The sequence below is a fragment of the Williamsia sp. Y712 genome (genome assembly GCF_059445525.1).
The window spans coordinates 249,395-264,157 of record NZ_JCAIUN010000003.1; the positions used below are offsets into that span (position 1 = coordinate 249,395).

14 protein-coding genes are annotated in these 14,763 nt (G+C 62.8%); 4 read left to right on the forward strand and 10 right to left on the reverse strand.

Translation table 11 applies throughout. The features are described from left to right. Positions 1 to 43: 43 nt before the first annotated feature. From AC1D75_RS20455 to AC1D75_RS20470, 4 genes are all read right to left on the reverse strand, one after another. Positions 44 to 877, reverse strand: coding sequence for a carbon-nitrogen hydrolase family protein (locus AC1D75_RS20455; RefSeq protein ID WP_495517161.1), 834 nt, complete (start codon positions 875 to 877; stop codon positions 44 to 46). 23 nt (positions 878 to 900) lie between these two features. Then, positions 901 to 1,680, reverse strand: a complete 780-nt coding sequence (locus tag AC1D75_RS20460) for a class I SAM-dependent methyltransferase (RefSeq protein ID WP_495517666.1) — start codon at positions 1,678 to 1,680, stop codon at positions 901 to 903. Continuing rightward, positions 1,673 to 2,182 (reverse strand): DUF2505 domain-containing protein, encoded by a 510-nt coding sequence (locus tag AC1D75_RS20465; RefSeq protein WP_495517162.1) that lies wholly within the window; start codon positions 2,180 to 2,182, stop codon positions 1,673 to 1,675. Before AC1D75_RS20465 ends, AC1D75_RS20460 begins: the two co-directional genes overlap by 8 nt. Before the next feature lie 69 nt (positions 2,183 to 2,251). Beyond that, positions 2,252 to 2,752, reverse strand: coding sequence for a DUF2505 domain-containing protein (locus AC1D75_RS20470; RefSeq protein WP_495517163.1), 501 nt, complete (start codon positions 2,750 to 2,752; stop codon positions 2,252 to 2,254). Between AC1D75_RS20470 and AC1D75_RS20475 the strand changes: the two genes are divergently transcribed. Together AC1D75_RS20475 and AC1D75_RS20480 are read left to right on the forward strand one after the other, a co-directional pair. After that, positions 2,751 to 3,833: a UDP-N-acetylmuramate dehydrogenase gene (locus AC1D75_RS20475; RefSeq protein ID WP_495517164.1), complete on the forward strand. Its 1,083-nt coding sequence runs from the start codon at positions 2,751 to 2,753 to the stop codon at positions 3,831 to 3,833. The two genes, AC1D75_RS20470 and AC1D75_RS20475, sit on opposite strands and share 2 nt — an antisense overlap. 79 nt (positions 3,834 to 3,912) lie before the next feature. After that, positions 3,913 to 5,226 carry a L,D-transpeptidase gene (locus AC1D75_RS20480; protein WP_495517165.1) on the forward strand — a complete coding sequence of 438 codons (1,314 nt, stop codon included), beginning with the start codon at positions 3,913 to 3,915 and terminating at the stop codon, positions 5,224 to 5,226. 20 nt (positions 5,227 to 5,246) lie between these two features. Here AC1D75_RS20480 and AC1D75_RS20485 read toward each other — a convergent pair whose 3' ends face one another. From AC1D75_RS20485 to AC1D75_RS20510, 6 genes are all read right to left on the reverse strand, one after another. Beyond that, on the reverse strand, positions 5,247 to 5,570 hold the full coding sequence (locus AC1D75_RS20485) for a hypothetical protein (protein WP_495517166.1): 324 nt from the start codon (positions 5,568 to 5,570) through the stop codon (positions 5,247 to 5,249). Positions 5,571 to 6,323: 753 nt separating this feature from the next. Continuing rightward, positions 6,324 to 6,647 (reverse strand): hypothetical protein, encoded by a 324-nt coding sequence (locus tag AC1D75_RS20490; RefSeq protein WP_495517167.1) that lies wholly within the window; start codon positions 6,645 to 6,647, stop codon positions 6,324 to 6,326. A gap of 515 nt (positions 6,648 to 7,162) precedes the next feature. Further along, positions 7,163 to 9,544, reverse strand: coding sequence for a TPR repeat domain-containing protein (locus AC1D75_RS20495; RefSeq protein ID WP_495517168.1), 2,382 nt, complete (start codon positions 9,542 to 9,544; stop codon positions 7,163 to 7,165). A 72-nt stretch (positions 9,545 to 9,616) separates the two neighbouring features. After that, positions 9,617 to 9,901, reverse strand: a complete 285-nt coding sequence (locus tag AC1D75_RS20500) for a hypothetical protein (RefSeq protein ID WP_495517169.1) — start codon at positions 9,899 to 9,901, stop codon at positions 9,617 to 9,619. 130 nt (positions 9,902 to 10,031) lie between these two features. Beyond that, positions 10,032 to 11,651 (reverse strand): DUF6777 domain-containing protein, encoded by a 1,620-nt coding sequence (locus AC1D75_RS20505; RefSeq protein ID WP_495517170.1) that lies wholly within the window; start codon positions 11,649 to 11,651, stop codon positions 10,032 to 10,034. A gap of 141 nt (positions 11,652 to 11,792) precedes the next feature. Further along, positions 11,793 to 12,560, reverse strand: a complete 768-nt coding sequence (locus AC1D75_RS20510; protein WP_495517171.1) for an SDR family NAD(P)-dependent oxidoreductase — start codon at positions 12,558 to 12,560, stop codon at positions 11,793 to 11,795. 106 nt (positions 12,561 to 12,666) lie between these two features. On the opposite strand from AC1D75_RS20510, the gene AC1D75_RS20515 reads away from it, so the two are divergent. Together AC1D75_RS20515 and AC1D75_RS20520 are read left to right on the forward strand one after the other, a co-directional pair. After that, positions 12,667 to 13,752, forward strand: a complete 1,086-nt coding sequence (locus AC1D75_RS20515) for an ROK family protein (protein ID WP_495517172.1) — start codon at positions 12,667 to 12,669, stop codon at positions 13,750 to 13,752. A gap of 36 nt (positions 13,753 to 13,788) precedes the next feature. Beyond that, a complete protein-coding gene (locus AC1D75_RS20520; protein ID WP_495517173.1) occupies positions 13,789 to 14,616 on the forward strand; it encodes a transglutaminase-like domain-containing protein in 828 nt (275 codons plus the stop codon). Positions 14,617 to 14,763: the final 147 nt, after the last annotated feature.

The window sequence follows — 14,763 nt, forward strand, 5'->3', positions numbered from 1 at the left end:
ACCAACGATGATGCATGGTCAGCGCGCAACCGCGCCTAAGAGTTTACTGTGTTTCGGTATCGACGCTGGTAGAGGGCAATGAATTGATGTCGCGACGATTCGGCAAAACGGCGATCGCACGACGGGCCCGGTCGACTTCGTCGAAGTCGAGGTCAATGACCGAAAGCTCGGGCGACTCACCGAGTTCGACGTGCACGTTTCCGAAAGGTCCGGCCAGGATCGAATGGCCGATGCCGGTCGGCGCCGTCGATTCGGCGACCGCGGGATCAGACGGAACCGCTTGTCCCACAGCGGCGACGAAGCAGCCGCTGTCGAGTGCGCGGGCCGCTGCGAGGGTCTGCCACTGCGTCAGCTTTCCCGGGCCGGCACCCCACGACGTGGGGACGACGATCAGGGTCGCACCGCGGTCGGCCAGCGTGGTGAACAGTTGTGGGAAACGGATGTCGTAGCAGGTGGCCGTGCCCACGGTGACCGCTCCGACGTCGAACGTGACCGTGTGGTCACCGGGCTCCACGGTCTTCGACTCGGCGAATCCGAACGCGTCGTACAGGTGGATTTTGTCGTACCCGGTGATCTGGCCGTCCGGGCCTGCGATGACCAGTGTGTTGCGCACCCGATCGGTGCTGCCGGGGGTGAACATCCCGGCGACCACGGTGATCTGGTGTTCGGCGGCGAGTTTGCCGACCGCGGTCGCCCACGGGCCGTCGAGAGGTTGCGCGACCGGACCGAGGGGCACCCCGAACCGGCACATCGTGGCTTCCGGGAAGACGACCAGTTCCGCGCCCTGCGCTGCGGCGGCCGCGGTCTGCTCCGAAACCGTCGCCAAGTTCTTGTCCGGGTCGGATCCGCTGCTGATCTGAGCGATGGCAATACGCATGACGTCCACCCTACGACCGGAGGTCAGATTCGGGGTGCGACCTGATCCCAGGGAACGGTGACGATGTTGTCGCGATGGCGCCGACGATCAGGTGTCGGGGCAAAACCGAAGCCGGACAACAACTCCAGCGTGCGATGCCAACGTTGGCGTGGACCGAAGGGTGCGAACGGCGCTGCGATGTCCCAGCAGCGATCCAGACTGGCCAGCAGGTCGTGGATCCGTTCGCCGGGAACGTTGCGGTGGATGAGCGCCTTGGGGAGGCGTTCGGCCAGGTCTGAGGGACGTGCGCTGCGCGTGGGATCCCACGCCAGCGTGAAGGTCAGGGGGTGGTGCGCGTCGAGCAGGATCCAGCAGCACCGGCGACCGAGTTCGTCGCACGTTCCTTCGACGATGTAGCCGCCCGGTGCAAGTTGTTGCTGCATGCGCGCCCAGGCCGCGTCGACCTGTGACTCGTCGTATTGCCGCAGCACGTTGAAGGCCCGGACCAGTTGAGGTCGCAGTCCGGCCAGTTCGAAACCCCCGACGGCAAACCGCACGCCGTCCTGCGGCGGCACTACGCGGGCCGGATCGATTTCGAGTCCGACGAGTTCGGTGGCGGGCACCACGGCACGGAGCCGTGCCGTGAGTTCGAGTGCGGTGTCCGGGCGGGCGCCGTAGCCGAGGTCGACGGCCAGCGGTTGCCGCGCCGACTCCAGGGCAGCAAGTATCGGCCGGTGGTGGGCTATCCAGCGATCGACACGACGGAGCCGGTTGATACCGGTTGTACCGCGGGTGATCGTCCCTTCCGGCCGCCGCTCAGAGATTGGCGTCAATCCACCCCGAGGTGAATTCTGCTTCACCTCGGAACAGATCGGTCAGGTTGACCAGCATGAGCTGCTCTAGCTTGCCGTTGATGAACGGGATGTAGACCTTTACCTCGGTGGTCCGCCGGAGGGTGCAGCCGGTCTCGGTGGGGAACAGCTCCTGCACGCCGGTCAGGCTGCCCGGGCCAGCCGGGATCGACGCCGCATACGTGCCCTTGGTGCTGTCCGGGTCGAAGGGGCCGAGTGATTCGGTGCGGGTGATGATCATGTCCTTGGACATCACCGTCTGCGCGATCGGTGGCAGTTCTGTGCGCGGGAGGACCTGCTTGAGGACGACGTCGACCCCGTTGTCGCCGACGATGTGGGAATCGATCTCGGACTGCGGGGTGAGCTTGCGGAACTCTTCCATCTGCGCGTCCCAGAACTCCCGGAGGGTCAGGGCCTCATACACCTTCTTCGGGGCATGGTGGTACCGGGCGGAGTAGGACAGACGTCGTGCCATGGGCACAGGGTAACCCGCGGGGACGTCAGGCCTGTGCTCCGCCTTGCGGTCGGGGGTGTGCGGCGCCGGTCAGCGCGCGTTGATCCATTCGATCGTGTAGTCGTGCTCGGCCGAGATCAACTCGGTGATGTTCTCGATGATCGCCTTCTCGACCTTGCCGCCGACGAAGGGAATGGCCACGTCGGCGGTGCCGTCGAACGTGACCGTGCTGCCCGATGCGGTCGCGGCCAGGGTCTGGGTGCCGTGGACCTTGGCCGGTGCGCCCTCGACCACTGCGGCGAACGTGCCGGTGGAGATGGCGCCGTCGACGATCGACCAGATGACGGTGCGGGCGATGTGGAGGTCGCCGGGACGGACCTTCGTCACGATCGACGGCAGTTTGTCTTCTGGGACACGTTGTTGCAGGACCACGGTGACCTCGTCATCGGTGGCTTTGAACGATTCGAGCTCGGAGACGTCGGCTGCAACGTTGGCCACCAGGTCATTCCAGTATTGCTCGGACGTGACCGCCGCAGCGAAGTCGGCCGGGGGACACGGAAAGTCGATCGAATGCTGCAGCTTGGTCGCCATGAGTGCAGGCTACCGTTGCGGGGTGGCCGCACAAACACATGACCGCCTCTTGCTGTCCGAGATCACCACCCTGCGCGTTGGCGGTCCCGCCCGCGACGTCGTGAACTGCGAAGACTCCGAGTCGTTGATCGACGCGGTCGGTCGCCTCGATGCCGCGGGCACTCCGGTGCTGCTGGTGGGCGGCGGATCGAACCTGGTGGTCGGTGACGACGGATTCGACGGGACGGTGGTCCGGATCAAAAACACCGAACTCGACTGGCGTTCCGACCATGTTGTCGCCGATGCCGGTGTGAACTGGGATGCGCTGGTGGCCGAGAGCGTCGAGCGTGGATTCGGCGGGCTCGAATGCCTGTCCGGGATTCCCGGCGCTGCCGGTGCCACACCGGTCCAGAACGTCGGTGCGTATGGGGTGGAGGTCGGTTCTCTGTTGCGGTCGGTGCAGATCCTCGATCGCCGTTCCGGCGCCCTCAACTGGGTCGACTCGGGTGACCTGGACCTGGGTTACCGCACCAGCCGACTCAAACATCGCAATGACGAACTGGTGGTCCGTGTTTCGTTCCGGCTCCGTGACGACGGGCAGAGTGAGCCGATCCGATACGGAGAATTGGCTCGGGTTCTGGGTCTCGAGGACGGGGCGCGAGCCCCGGCGCCGAAGGTGCGCGAGGCCGTGCTGGCGTTGCGGGCGAGTAAGGGGATGGTCCTCGACCCCGACGACCACGACACCTGGAGTGTCGGCTCGTTCTTCACGAATCCGATTGTCCCGCACGAATATTTGCCCAGGGTCCTGACGCAGATCGTCCAGGAGCTGGGTTCGGAGGCGACCGTGCCACAGTTCCCTGCTGAGGGCGGGGTGAAACTCTCGGCCGGATGGTTGATCGAGCGGGCGGGCTTTGCGCGGGGTTATCCCGACGCCGATGCGCGCGCCCGCCTGTCCACCAAACATGCGTTGGCGTTGACCAATAGAGGGCAGGCCACCTGCGCAGACATCATCGATCTGGCTCACCAGGTGCGCGGCGGCGTGCGCGAGAAGTTCGGGCTGTGGCTCGAGCCGGAACCGGTGCTGGTCGGCTGTTCGTTGTAGTTCGTTCAGCCGACACTGTTGGCGCAGGTCATAGACGCGACAGATGGTGGCGACCAGCGACGCAGGTACTGTTTGGCGCATGACTGAATACCGTGACCGTCTGCTGCTGTCTCGGCGCGCGGCCCTCACGGCGATAGCCGTCGGTGCGGCCGGGGTGACTGCTGCGGCCTGCAGTACCGGCGACGACTCGACCGGCGGTGCCGGCGGGAGCAAGGCGCCGTCGGAGCCGAAAGCCGATATCTCGTACAGCCCCGCTCTTGACGTGACCGACGCCTCACCCATCGAGGTGGTGTCGGTCAAGGTCTCCGACGGTGTGCTCAATCCCGATGTGCAACTGACCAATGCGAGCGGACGGGTGGTATCCGGCGAACTGTCGGCCGACCGCACCACCTTCACGATCACCGAACCGCTTGGCTACGGCGGCCAGTACACGTGGGCGGGTTCGGCGATGGGGGAGGACGGCAAGGCTGTCCCGATCAACGGTACTTTCGGCACCCTCACCCCGGACAGCCAGATCGGTCTGGTGATCAACATCGCCGACGGTCAGGAAGTCGGGATCGCGGCACCGCTGATGCTCAAGTTCGACGGCGTCGTGACCGACAAGGAAGCCGTCGAGAAGGCGCTGACGGTCACCACCACACCGGCGACCGAGGGTAGTTGGGGCTGGCTGGGCGAAGACGGTGGGTCCCGTGTGCACTGGCGCACCAAGGACTATTACCAACCGGGCACCACGGTGTCGATGGTCGGCAAACTCTACGGCGTGAACTACGGCGACGGCAGCTACGGCGAGGCCGACGTCACAAGCGACTTCGTGATCGGACGCAACCAGATCGTCAAGGCCGACGCCGACTCACATCAGATCGTTGTGCAGAACGACGGCAACACACTGATGACGTTGCCGTGTAGCTACGGCGAAGGTGACCTCGACCGCAACGTCACCCGCTCCGGCATCCATGTCGTCAGCGAAAAGCATGAGCAGTTCTACATGAGCAACCCGGCCGCCGGTTACTTCAACGTGCTCGAGCGCTTTGCGGTCCGGATCTCCAACAACGGTGAGTTCATCCACGCCAACCCGGCAACCCTTGGAGTCCAGGGATCTTCGAACGTCACCAACGGCTGCATCAACCTCTCGCTCGAAGACGCCGAGCAGTACTTCAGCACCGCGATGTACGGCGACCCGGTCGAGGTCATCAACACCCGGATCCCACTGTCCGAGGCCGATGGCGACATCTTCGACTGGATCTACGACTGGGAAACCTGGAAGTCGTTGTCGGCGATCGGTGGTACGCCCGACGTGCAGTCGGCGCCTGCGACACCGACGAATGCGCCGGACATATCAGGCATCCCGACGACGCCTGCGAACTCCGGGGCACCGCAAGCGCCGGTCGGCTGATCTGGTCCGCCGCTATTGCCCTATGCTGCAGTCTTTCCCGGTGAAATCCACTCGGGGAAGGTCGCGGGTTGGGGTTGTGGCAGCTTCGTCTCAAATCCTTCGGGCGGCGCGCTGAAGTCTCCTGCGCCGTCGGGGACGATCGACGGGAAACGTTGCTTCCACCAGTCGGTGCAGCCGACAGGATTGCGGTCGGGAGAGTCCGGGCTGAGGATCTCGATGTCATGAATCGTCCACGAGCCATACACATTCCAGGTGGGAACACGGGGAGACTCTGACGTTTCTTCCGCGGGGTCCTCGTCACGGGTGCCGCTGGCTCCCGCGGGCTGATCGGCGGGTTTGGTCATGGTTATCCGGTATGCCGTCTGGTGGAACGCGGGTCCGAAGTTCTTTGGTTCGACGTAGGTCGAGGACGGTGGGGACGATGGTGGATTTGGACGGATCATGCTTTGCCGGATCGAGCAGACCTCGCCGGTGATGCTTCTGTCTGAGGTGTCGACGTTCAGTAGATGATATGAATACGCCCACGTTGGCACCGGGGTCGCCAAGTCGGTTGGCACAATCTGCCAGGCCATCGGTTCGAGCAGCCGTTCTTCAGATCCGGCTATCGCATCTGCGTAGCCCGGGAACGACCTCAGTGAGCCGTACCATTGCGTCATTTCCGCACCACCCAGCGCCGCGCGAATGAGTTCGGCGGTCCTGTCCTGGAGGTCGAGTCCAGGGGATGAAGACCAATTACTCGAATAGTTGATCGGGGTCGGTTCTATTGCTGTGGATGGGCTTGGGGCTTCTGGATCGGTTGTGCTGCATGCGAAGAGGCAGAGAATCGCGCCTAGGGCAATCGCGGAAAGAGGAAGCCTTTTCAACGTGGCTCCTGTTCTGAAGGTGTCTCGGCCCCTTGGTCTTTGACGATCTTATCGTAGGCGACATTCATGTCGGTGTTGTCGCGATGTGGCGATCGTTCGTATCGCGGCAGACAGGCCACTTGAGACATCTGAACCACACCGACGAATGCGCCGGACGTGTCCGGCATCCCGGCAATGCCGGGATGCCGGGGCACCGCAAGCACCGGTCGGCTGACCTGGTCGGCCGCTATTGCCCTATGCTGCAGTCTTTCCCGGTGAAATCCACTCGGGGAAGGTCGCGGGTTGGGGTTGGGGTAGCTTCGTTTCAAATCCTTCGGGCGGCGCGGTGAAGTCTCCTGCGCCGTCGGGGACGATCGACGGGAAACGTTGCTTCCACCAGTCGGTGCAGCCGACAGGATTGCGGTCGGGAGAGTCCGGGCCGAGGATCTCGATGTCATGAATCGTCCACGAGCCATACACATTCCAGGTGGGAACACGGGGAGACCTTGACGTTTCTTCCGCGGGGTCCTCGTCACGGGTGCCGCTGGCTCCCGCGGGCTGATCGGCGGGTTTGGTCATGGTTATCCGGTATGCCGTCTCGTGGAACGCGGATCTGAAGTTCTTCGGTGCGACGTAGGTCGAGGACGGTGGGGACGATGGTGGATTTGAACGGACCATACTTTGCCGGAACCCACATGTCGTGCCTGTGATCGTGTCGCCGGACGCTTTTACATCGAGGAGATGATACGAATACACCACCGAGGGGACTGGTTTCCGTAAGTCGATCGGCACAATCTGCCGAGCCCACGGTTCAAGTAGTCGGCCTTCCGATCCGGTGATAGCAGCCGCATAGCCCGGAAATGACTTCAGCGATCCGTACCACTGCGTCATTTCGGCACCGCCAATGACTGCGCGGATTAGCTCGGCGGGGCGCGCCTGTAGGTCGACGCCGGGTGTTGTGGACCAGAGAATCGAATAGTTGACTGGTGTCGGTTCCGGTGGTGTCGATGAATTTGGTACTTCGTGATCAGTCGTGCTGCAAGCGAAGAGGCAGAGAATCGCACTCAGGACTAACGTGGAAAGAGGAGGCCTTTTCAACGTGGCTCCTGTTCCGAAGGTGTCTCGGACCCTTGGTCTTTGACGATCTTACCGTAGGCGATATTGATATCGGTGTTATCGCTATGTGGCGATGTGTCGATTGTTCGTATCGCGGCAGACAGGCCACTCGAGACATCTGAGTCGTAGTAGAGTTTTTCGCCGTCGTCACCCCTCATATCGCGGATTGTTTCTAGTGGTAAGAGATATCCGTTGGGGTCAAACCAGTCCCCGTACTTCACTACAAACTCAGGTGCAATATCGCGAAACACCTCAGGGGGTATCTGTTGAGCGACGTTGTATCGGATCTCATCGAAATTGGGTCCGGAAAGTCCGGCCTCTTGGTGGGTCGGCGCGTCACCGATCAGGCTCGATTTCAGGAGCTCTCTCTCGTGGTTGATCCCCGGTTCTGCCAGTTCGCTGCCAGGAACTTTGTCGATCCCTATTCCGGCAATGTCGGCTGCAAAGTCGAATGCCTTCCCTTTCATCTCCCAGGCTTTGAGGTTTTCGTCGTATTCGTCGTCGTATGCGTCTTGTGTGGCCATCATTGTCGACTTGTCGATGAGACCATGCAGGTTTCCTATGTTTGTCAGGTGTGCGCCTGACCCCTTGGCGTTTGGATCCTCGCCGTACTTGCCCTCTTCATTCCACATGTCATCTATTGCGTGCCCCATGAAGTTGGTGCCCGCTTTCTCGTCAGTATTCATCGTGGCGAAGATATTTGCGGTGCCGGCGTAGTGGCCGGTGTTCGTGGTCTTGCCAGGATCTGTCCAGTTGTCATCGGGATCGAAGCCCGGTGTGTTCGGAGTGTTGCCGCCTGCCAGCTCAAGGATGTACGGGGACATCGAATCCGAGATTGTCCGGAGTAGCTCGGGATTGACTTGGCCGACCGATTGTCCACCCAAGCCGGGCATGTCGCTGAGTGTTGACCAACCGTCGTTGGATGCCATGTATTTTGCAACGGCTTCCATGGTCTCGCCCGTTTTTCTGGCGGTGAACGCGTCGTTGAGGTTCGATGGATCCTCGACCGTTGCGTCGTTGACGTCGGTGGTCAGAAGCGTCGCCGCGGCTTTTCCGTCGTCGGTCCACTCGTGAGTGAGCAGATCATGGATGAAGTCCTGGCCACTGTCTGGATTGGTCAGCGACGCATGGACCGCGATATCGTCGGGTCCGGCGCCGGCAAATATGTCCTCGGTGATGGTGCCCGGGTCTTCGACTTGCTTTCCGTCGACGAAGAAGTTGCGGAAACCGTCAGTTGTCTCCTGCTCGTACCTCGTTTGCAGGTCAAGATATTGGCGACCAACTTCGATCATGCGTTTGTCCAAATCCGTGCCGGTTTGGTAGCGGCTATCTCCAGCCTGGAGCAACCGGCCGATGGCTTGATTGTCGTTCACGCCGTTGAGCCAAAAGCGCCCGTAGTCACCGCTCTCAGCGAGGTCTTCCCTCGTGAGCGAATCCTTGATCGACTGCGGGAGGAGATCGAATCCACCCTTGTCGTACGGACAATTTCCGCTGGACTTCACATTTGGATTGGACAAGATCTGCAAACCATTGGCAAGCGATGTGCGGAGGCCCTCCTCCCCTGGCCGCGTACCGAACTGGTCGAAACTGCTGATGCCACTTACTCTTCCGTTGCCGACATCGATTGCACCTGTAGCGTGTGCAATGTACTGCAGTTGTGCTTCTGGAACGAAGATGGGCTCACCCCGGTTGAGTGCACTGAGTTGATCACGTGTCAGGGTCATCGCATTGTCGAACCGTGCGCGTTGCTCAGGCGTTGCGGTCCCATTCATGACGGCGATTGCGTCCGACTGTGCCTCTTGTGGGTCGATGGTCATCGAGTTCTGTGCGAGGGACGCCGGCGTCAGATTCGAGATGGAAGTCAGACCGCTGGCGATGGCCGTTCCGGCAGAAGTCACGGTGCTGTCCGCGTCGGTGGCTTGCGAGGAGAGTCGCCAATGCCAGTAGTCGGCCGAATCTTGGTCGAACTCGGTGCCCTCAGGCGCCAGCTCGCTGTCGAAGTCGACTGTGTAGCCGGGATCGTCGGTGCGGAGCACGTAACCGGCTTCGTCGGCATCACCTTTGGTGGCCTTGAGCACATCGATCGCACTTCTGATGTCGGAAACCGCATCTTCCAGATTCGTGGCAAGATCTCCGAACTTGTCTGAGAGCGTTCGTAACCAACGGGTTTCAGCCTGCGCGCGGATGTCGGCAGCTGAGCGAGTGTTCCCTGACCATTCTGTGTCGGTGAGGTTCAGGACCGGGTCGCCGATGTTGGCGGTCTCTGAGTTGAGTCCGTGTTGGATCTCGCGCACGGCGCTTGCGATCTCGGTCAGCATCTCTGGCTTCCAGGTAGAGATGCTGTTGTAGGTCGGTGTCATTCGTGCCCGTTACCGTTGGTTGTTCGGGTCGATGACGTAGGCCGTGGGCAGTGCGCCCGCGTTGTGAATCATTTATGAATTTTCGAGGTCTTTGTCTTCAAAGGCCACTGCAGTGTTGGAGAGCAGTTCGAACCATGACTGGATCTGACCGGCCGCGTTGTCCAACGAAGTCTGTACCGCATCGTCGCCACTGACAGCGACATCTGTCATTGATGCGGTGGCGCCGGTGAATGCTGAGGAGATCTCGCTGAATGTCGTACCGGTTTTGAGGTGGTACCTGTCGATTCGCTCCGCCAACTGCTGGATTGACGCGGTGACGCGCCCCAACGCATCAGAGTCCAGATTGAACTCACCCATGAGTGACCCCCCGGTCGTCCTGGAAATGTGCTCGCCAGTCTAGTACGACAGCCCATGATGGCAGCGGAGTTGCCGCACATCGATGCCCCGAAGGGTTTCGCTTCGGGGCATCGTTGTGTTCCGTGCTGGGTCAGCCCGCCGCAGGTGCCGATGATGCGGTGGCGGGCTCACTGGTGACCGTCGGGGCCTGCGTGGTCGGAGTCTCCGTCGCCGGTGCGACTTCGGGTTCCGGCGGGGCCACGGTGGCGGTCGGGAGGACGGTCCACGCCGCCTTGGTGATCGTCACCGTCTCGGTCGCCGGATTCTCCGGATCGGTGACGTCGGTCAGCTTGACCGTCCAGATCCCGAGGCTGTCCGTCGACGAGGTCACCGACGACTGTGTCAGCGAGCTCGTCGACACCGTTCGTTTCACATCGTCCGTACAGCTGAGTTCTGCTGTTGCCTGAGTCGGGTCGGGGACCGTGCAGGTGATCGATGCTTTTTCGGCGGTGAAGGTGAAACTCGAGATGATGTCACCGCTGCCGGTGAACACCGTCGGCGTCGGGGCCACGCTGGAGCTCTGCGCCGGTACTGCCGGAACCTCGTCGGCGGGCGGGTTGGCAGGTGCGCTGGAGGACGAAGGGGCCACGGGCACTGCCGGATCGGAAGGCACCGGAGCTGCCGGGACCGTTGATTCGCCGGGAACCTCAGCTTGTGGCGCCGGCACGTCGGTTGTCGACGACTCAGATGTTTCAGCTGCCGCGCGACGCTGGACCTCCGGATCCGGCTGCCCGTCGGCCTGGATTCCGTTGGCCGCCTGTTGTTCTGGATCGGCGGACGTGAACGGAGTATTGAGGGCTGCCGGTGACGGCAGTGGTTCGGCCAGTGGCGGAAGGCCTTCGAGGTTCAGGATGCCGCCGACCGCGCGGATCAGTGGTTGCAGTGTGTTCAGGTCCAGCAGGGTCAGTGCGACCGGTGTCGGTGCCGGGTTGGGTGCCGGGACGACGGTCGTGGTGTTGTTGACGATCGTCGTGTGCTCGTTGTTGTAGGTCACGTACACGACCTGCCGAGGTGCATAGCGCGGCCAAGGGTCACCGACGGTTCGATACCCGGCGACCGGTGTACCTGCCGGTGGCGCAAGAGGATTGCCGCACGAGCAGCGAACGCGTGGTACGCCGTAGGCGTCAACGAGTACCGAAGTGCCTGCCTCGAACACAGATTGGAATGCATACGCACCGGAACTCGAGTAGCTGTGGTTGGTGACCCAGGTGTCGCGGGTCAGGACAACCGGGGTGAGTGTGTCGAGGTAGTACGGGATCTGTTCGGTGCTGATCCCGAATACGCTCGCCCAGGCTTTGGCCTTGGCCGGATTGTCGGCCAGGTAGTTGGCCAGAGCTGCTGTGTCGCAGACCGCGTCACCATCGGCGCCATAGAGACCGCCGGTGGTGCCGTCGATCCCTTCGACACCGCGGACGGTGGGCGCTCCCACGGGAGCGAGTCCGGTCACGGCCGAGTCCAGAGGGCGGTTGCTGACTGCGACCGACGGTGTGAACGGGTCGGTGCCGGTGCTGTTGGCCGCCTCCAATACGAGCTCTGGCGCAGTCGTTGCCTTGACCTTGCTTTCGGAGTTCGTGAACAGGTATGCCGCACCGATGCCCAGGAACGCCAGCAGCAATGCCGCAACGACCGCAAGCACGATGACGATCTGCTTGCGGTCGTTGGGTGGAGTCGAGATCGGTCCGGTGGGTGCAGCATCGTACGGATAGCTCACTCGAGTCTCCAAGGTCCGGTGCGGACCCTGGCCCGCCATGGTGGGGACCGGTTACCCGCTCAAGGATTATGTCTGGACTTCGAACGGGGTGCGCGATGTGTTACCGAACCTTGGGATGTTCATACGAACATACGAAAACCCCTAGCCCGTCTTGATGTTTCGGCGGGCGGAGGCCTGGTCTCGGGGCATCAGCAGGATCGTGTCGAGATTGACGTGAGGCGGACGGCTGGCGACGAAGCCGATCACCTCGGCCACATCCTCGGCGGTGAGTGGCGTCAGTCCCTCGTAGACCTTGTCGGCCTTCTCGGCGTCGCCGTCGAAGCGAACAAGTGAGAACTCGGTCTCGACCATGCCCGGCTGGATCTCGGTCAGCCGGACCGGCTTGCCGAGAAGCTCGGGCCGCAACGTCCGGTGCAGAACCGCTTGAGCATGTTTGGCCGTCGTGTAGCCGGCCCCGTTGTCGTAGGCCTCGATGGCGGCGATCGAGCTGATGGTGACGATCAGTCCGTCGCCGGAGTCGATGAGTTTCGGCAGCAGCGCCTTGGTCACCCGCAGGGTTCCCAGGACGTTGGTCTCCCACATCCAGCGCCAGTCGTCGAGGTCTGCCTCGGCGACGGTGGCAAGACCCTTCGCACCCCCGGCGTTGTTGATCAGGGCGTCGACCGCCGGGATCTGTGCGCAGAACTTCTGCACGGATTCCTCATCGGTGACATCGAGGGCAAGCGCCGTTCCATCGATCTCGTCGGCAAGTTTCTCGAGGCGGTCGATGCGGCGGGCGCCGACCACTACGTGATAGCCCTGCGCAGCAAGAAGTCTGGCTGTGGCCTCGCCGATGCCCGAACTGGCTCCGGTTACAACGGCGACCTTGCGATCACCAGTATTGGACGCGGTGCTGGCTGCAATTGTCATGGTGTGCAGTCTAGGTGCGCTGCGACCGGTAGATTTTTCCACCATGGGGTCTGACGAAGCGGAAGGCGGATCTCGCACACGAGCCCGAACCGGTGAATCACGGACCGTGTCTTTTGAGCGGGGTGATGGCGCTGCCGCGGTGGTGTTCCGGGCTGTCCGCACGCAGGGACCCGTCACGCGGGACCGGCTGCCTGCGGCAACAGGCTTGTCGCCGGCGACGGTCAACAGGCAATTACAGGCACTCGACCGGCTCGGACTCGTACGGGAACGTCCGGACCTGGTTGCGTCCGGCGCGATCGGGCGACCGAAGGTGCCGTTGACCCTCGATCGGGATCGATTCTGTGTGATCGCGGTGCACATCGGTGCGCGTTCGACCCTGCTGATGGTTGCGGACCTGGGTGGCCGACCACTGCAGACGGTCGCGATGTCGACGCCGGTCGGCCCGGCAAAGCAGGCTCTCCGGCTGATCGCGCGGCGGGCAGCTTTGGTTGCCGGATCTTTCACCCAGCGGGTACCGCTGTGGGCCGGTGCCGCTATTGGTGGCACGGTCCACGAGGACGGCAGCGTCGACCATGCTCAACTCGGGTGGCGGCGGGCGCCGGTCGGTGAAGCCCTGGAGAACGAGTTGGGGTTGCCGGTATCGGTGAGTCAGCACGTTCAGGCAATGGCGGCGGCCGAGTTGCTCCTGGCCGGCGCCGACAACACCACCGGCACCGATCTGCTCTTCTACGTTCGTGAGACGGTCGGCCTGGCAATCACGATCGACGGCAGAGTCCAGGAGCGTCCCGGCAACATCGGCCATCTGCCGGTGCACGCGCCGCTGTTGACGGGGCAGGCGCAGTCGGTCTTGCAGGATGTTGTCGGCCGCAAGGTGTTCGACGACGCGGTGGCCGTCGGGGGCGATGCGGGTGCGTTGCACGACGAACGAGCACGAGTGCTCGGCGAGATGGTGGCTCTGGTGCGCGACCTGATCAATCCCGATCGGGTGGTCCTGGCCGGCCATGTCTTTGCCGAACATCGCCATGGTCTGGCTCCGGTGCAGGCGGCGTTCGATGCGGCCAGCGGGCTGGGGCCGATGGAACTGTCGCCGCCGCGGTTCGGTGCGCGCGTCCAGGAGGGTGCAGCCGTGGTGGTATCGCTCGGAGCGCTCTACGCTGATCCCATCGGGGCCTTGCAGAACTCGAGTTCCTGACTCGGCAGACCATTCGGGGAAGGGATCATCCAATCCATGTCAGGTGACTTCGGGCAAACCGCTCAACGTGACGTTTCGGCTGTACTCGACGTACTGGTGAACAAGGCCACCGATATCGAATTGCAGATCGCAGTGGCCCGCCTCCCGGGCACGGAGCTGAACGAGAATCTGTCAATTCGGTTGGATGGCAACCGAATTGTCCCGGATGAGATCGTGACGGCCAGCGGTAGTCGTATCCACTGGCTGCAGGTGGAGTCCGGTGAGCTCTACGTCGAATACTCGGCGAGTGTCCTGACACCGGCTGATCCGCCGCAAGTGGCCGAATTCGACCGTTCGCTCTACCTTCGGCCGAGCCGGTATGCCGAGGCCGACAAGTTCTTCGGCTTCGCCGCGGGTCAATTCGATACGAGTATGCCGGCGGCCGACCAATTGGTGGCGGTCACGAACTTTGTCCGGCAGCGACTTTCGTACATCTTCGGTGCCAGCGATCCGATCGACGGCGCAGTCGACACATTGCTGTCGGGGGCGGGTGTCTGCCGGGACTTCGCGCATCTGGTGGTTGCACTGTTGCGGGCCTTGGGAATTCCGGCCCGCCTGGTGTCGGTGTACGCCCCGGGTCTGTACCCGATGGATTTTCATGCCGTCGCCGAGGCGTTGATCGACGGCCGGTGGGTGGTCGTGGATGCCACGGGGCTCGCGCCACGTCAATCGCTGGTCCGGATAGCCTCTGGTCGCGATGCCGCCGACACCGCCTTCCTCGACAGCCACGGCGGCGACGTCGTGTTGCGCAGCTATCAGGTGGGGGCGATCGTGGCCGGCTATCTACCGATCGACGATCCGTCGTTACAGGTCCAGTTGCGCTAGCTGATCACAGGCTGTGACGACGGACCGACGAACGCCAGGGCCGTGGGGTGGTGCATCGTTGCGGCGCGGCAGATCGTTGCGGGGGCAGCGGCGTTTCCGGGTTCGGTGTACAGGTCGAGCAGATCCACGTAAAGCTCTTCCCGCGCC

Coding starts and splice junctions, on each gene's coding strand:
- AC1D75_RS20455 (WP_495517161.1), bottom strand. CDS start 877: ATGCGTATTGCCATCGCTCAGATCAGCAGCGGATCCGACCCGGACAAG.
- AC1D75_RS20465 (WP_495517162.1), bottom strand. CDS start 2,182: ATGGCACGACGTCTGTCCTACTCCGCCCGGTACCACCATGCCCCGAAG.
- AC1D75_RS20475 (WP_495517164.1), top strand. CDS start 2,751: ATGAGTGCAGGCTACCGTTGCGGGGTGGCCGCACAAACACATGACCGC.
- AC1D75_RS20470 (WP_495517163.1), bottom strand. CDS start 2,752: ATGGCGACCAAGCTGCAGCATTCGATCGACTTTCCGTGTCCCCCGGCC.
- AC1D75_RS20480 (WP_495517165.1), top strand. CDS start 3,913: ATGACTGAATACCGTGACCGTCTGCTGCTGTCTCGGCGCGCGGCCCTC.
- AC1D75_RS20485 (WP_495517166.1), bottom strand. CDS start 5,570: ATGACCAAACCCGCCGATCAGCCCGCGGGAGCCAGCGGCACCCGTGAC.
- AC1D75_RS20490 (WP_495517167.1), bottom strand. CDS start 6,647: ATGACCAAACCCGCCGATCAGCCCGCGGGAGCCAGCGGCACCCGTGAC.
- AC1D75_RS20495 (WP_495517168.1), bottom strand. CDS start 9,544: ATGACACCGACCTACAACAGCATCTCTACCTGGAAGCCAGAGATGCTG.
- AC1D75_RS20500 (WP_495517169.1), bottom strand. CDS start 9,901: ATGGGTGAGTTCAATCTGGACTCTGATGCGTTGGGGCGCGTCACCGCG.
- AC1D75_RS20510 (WP_495517171.1), bottom strand. CDS start 12,560: ATGACAATTGCAGCCAGCACCGCGTCCAATACTGGTGATCGCAAGGTC.
- AC1D75_RS20520 (WP_495517173.1), top strand. CDS start 13,789: ATGTCAGGTGACTTCGGGCAAACCGCTCAACGTGACGTTTCGGCTGTA.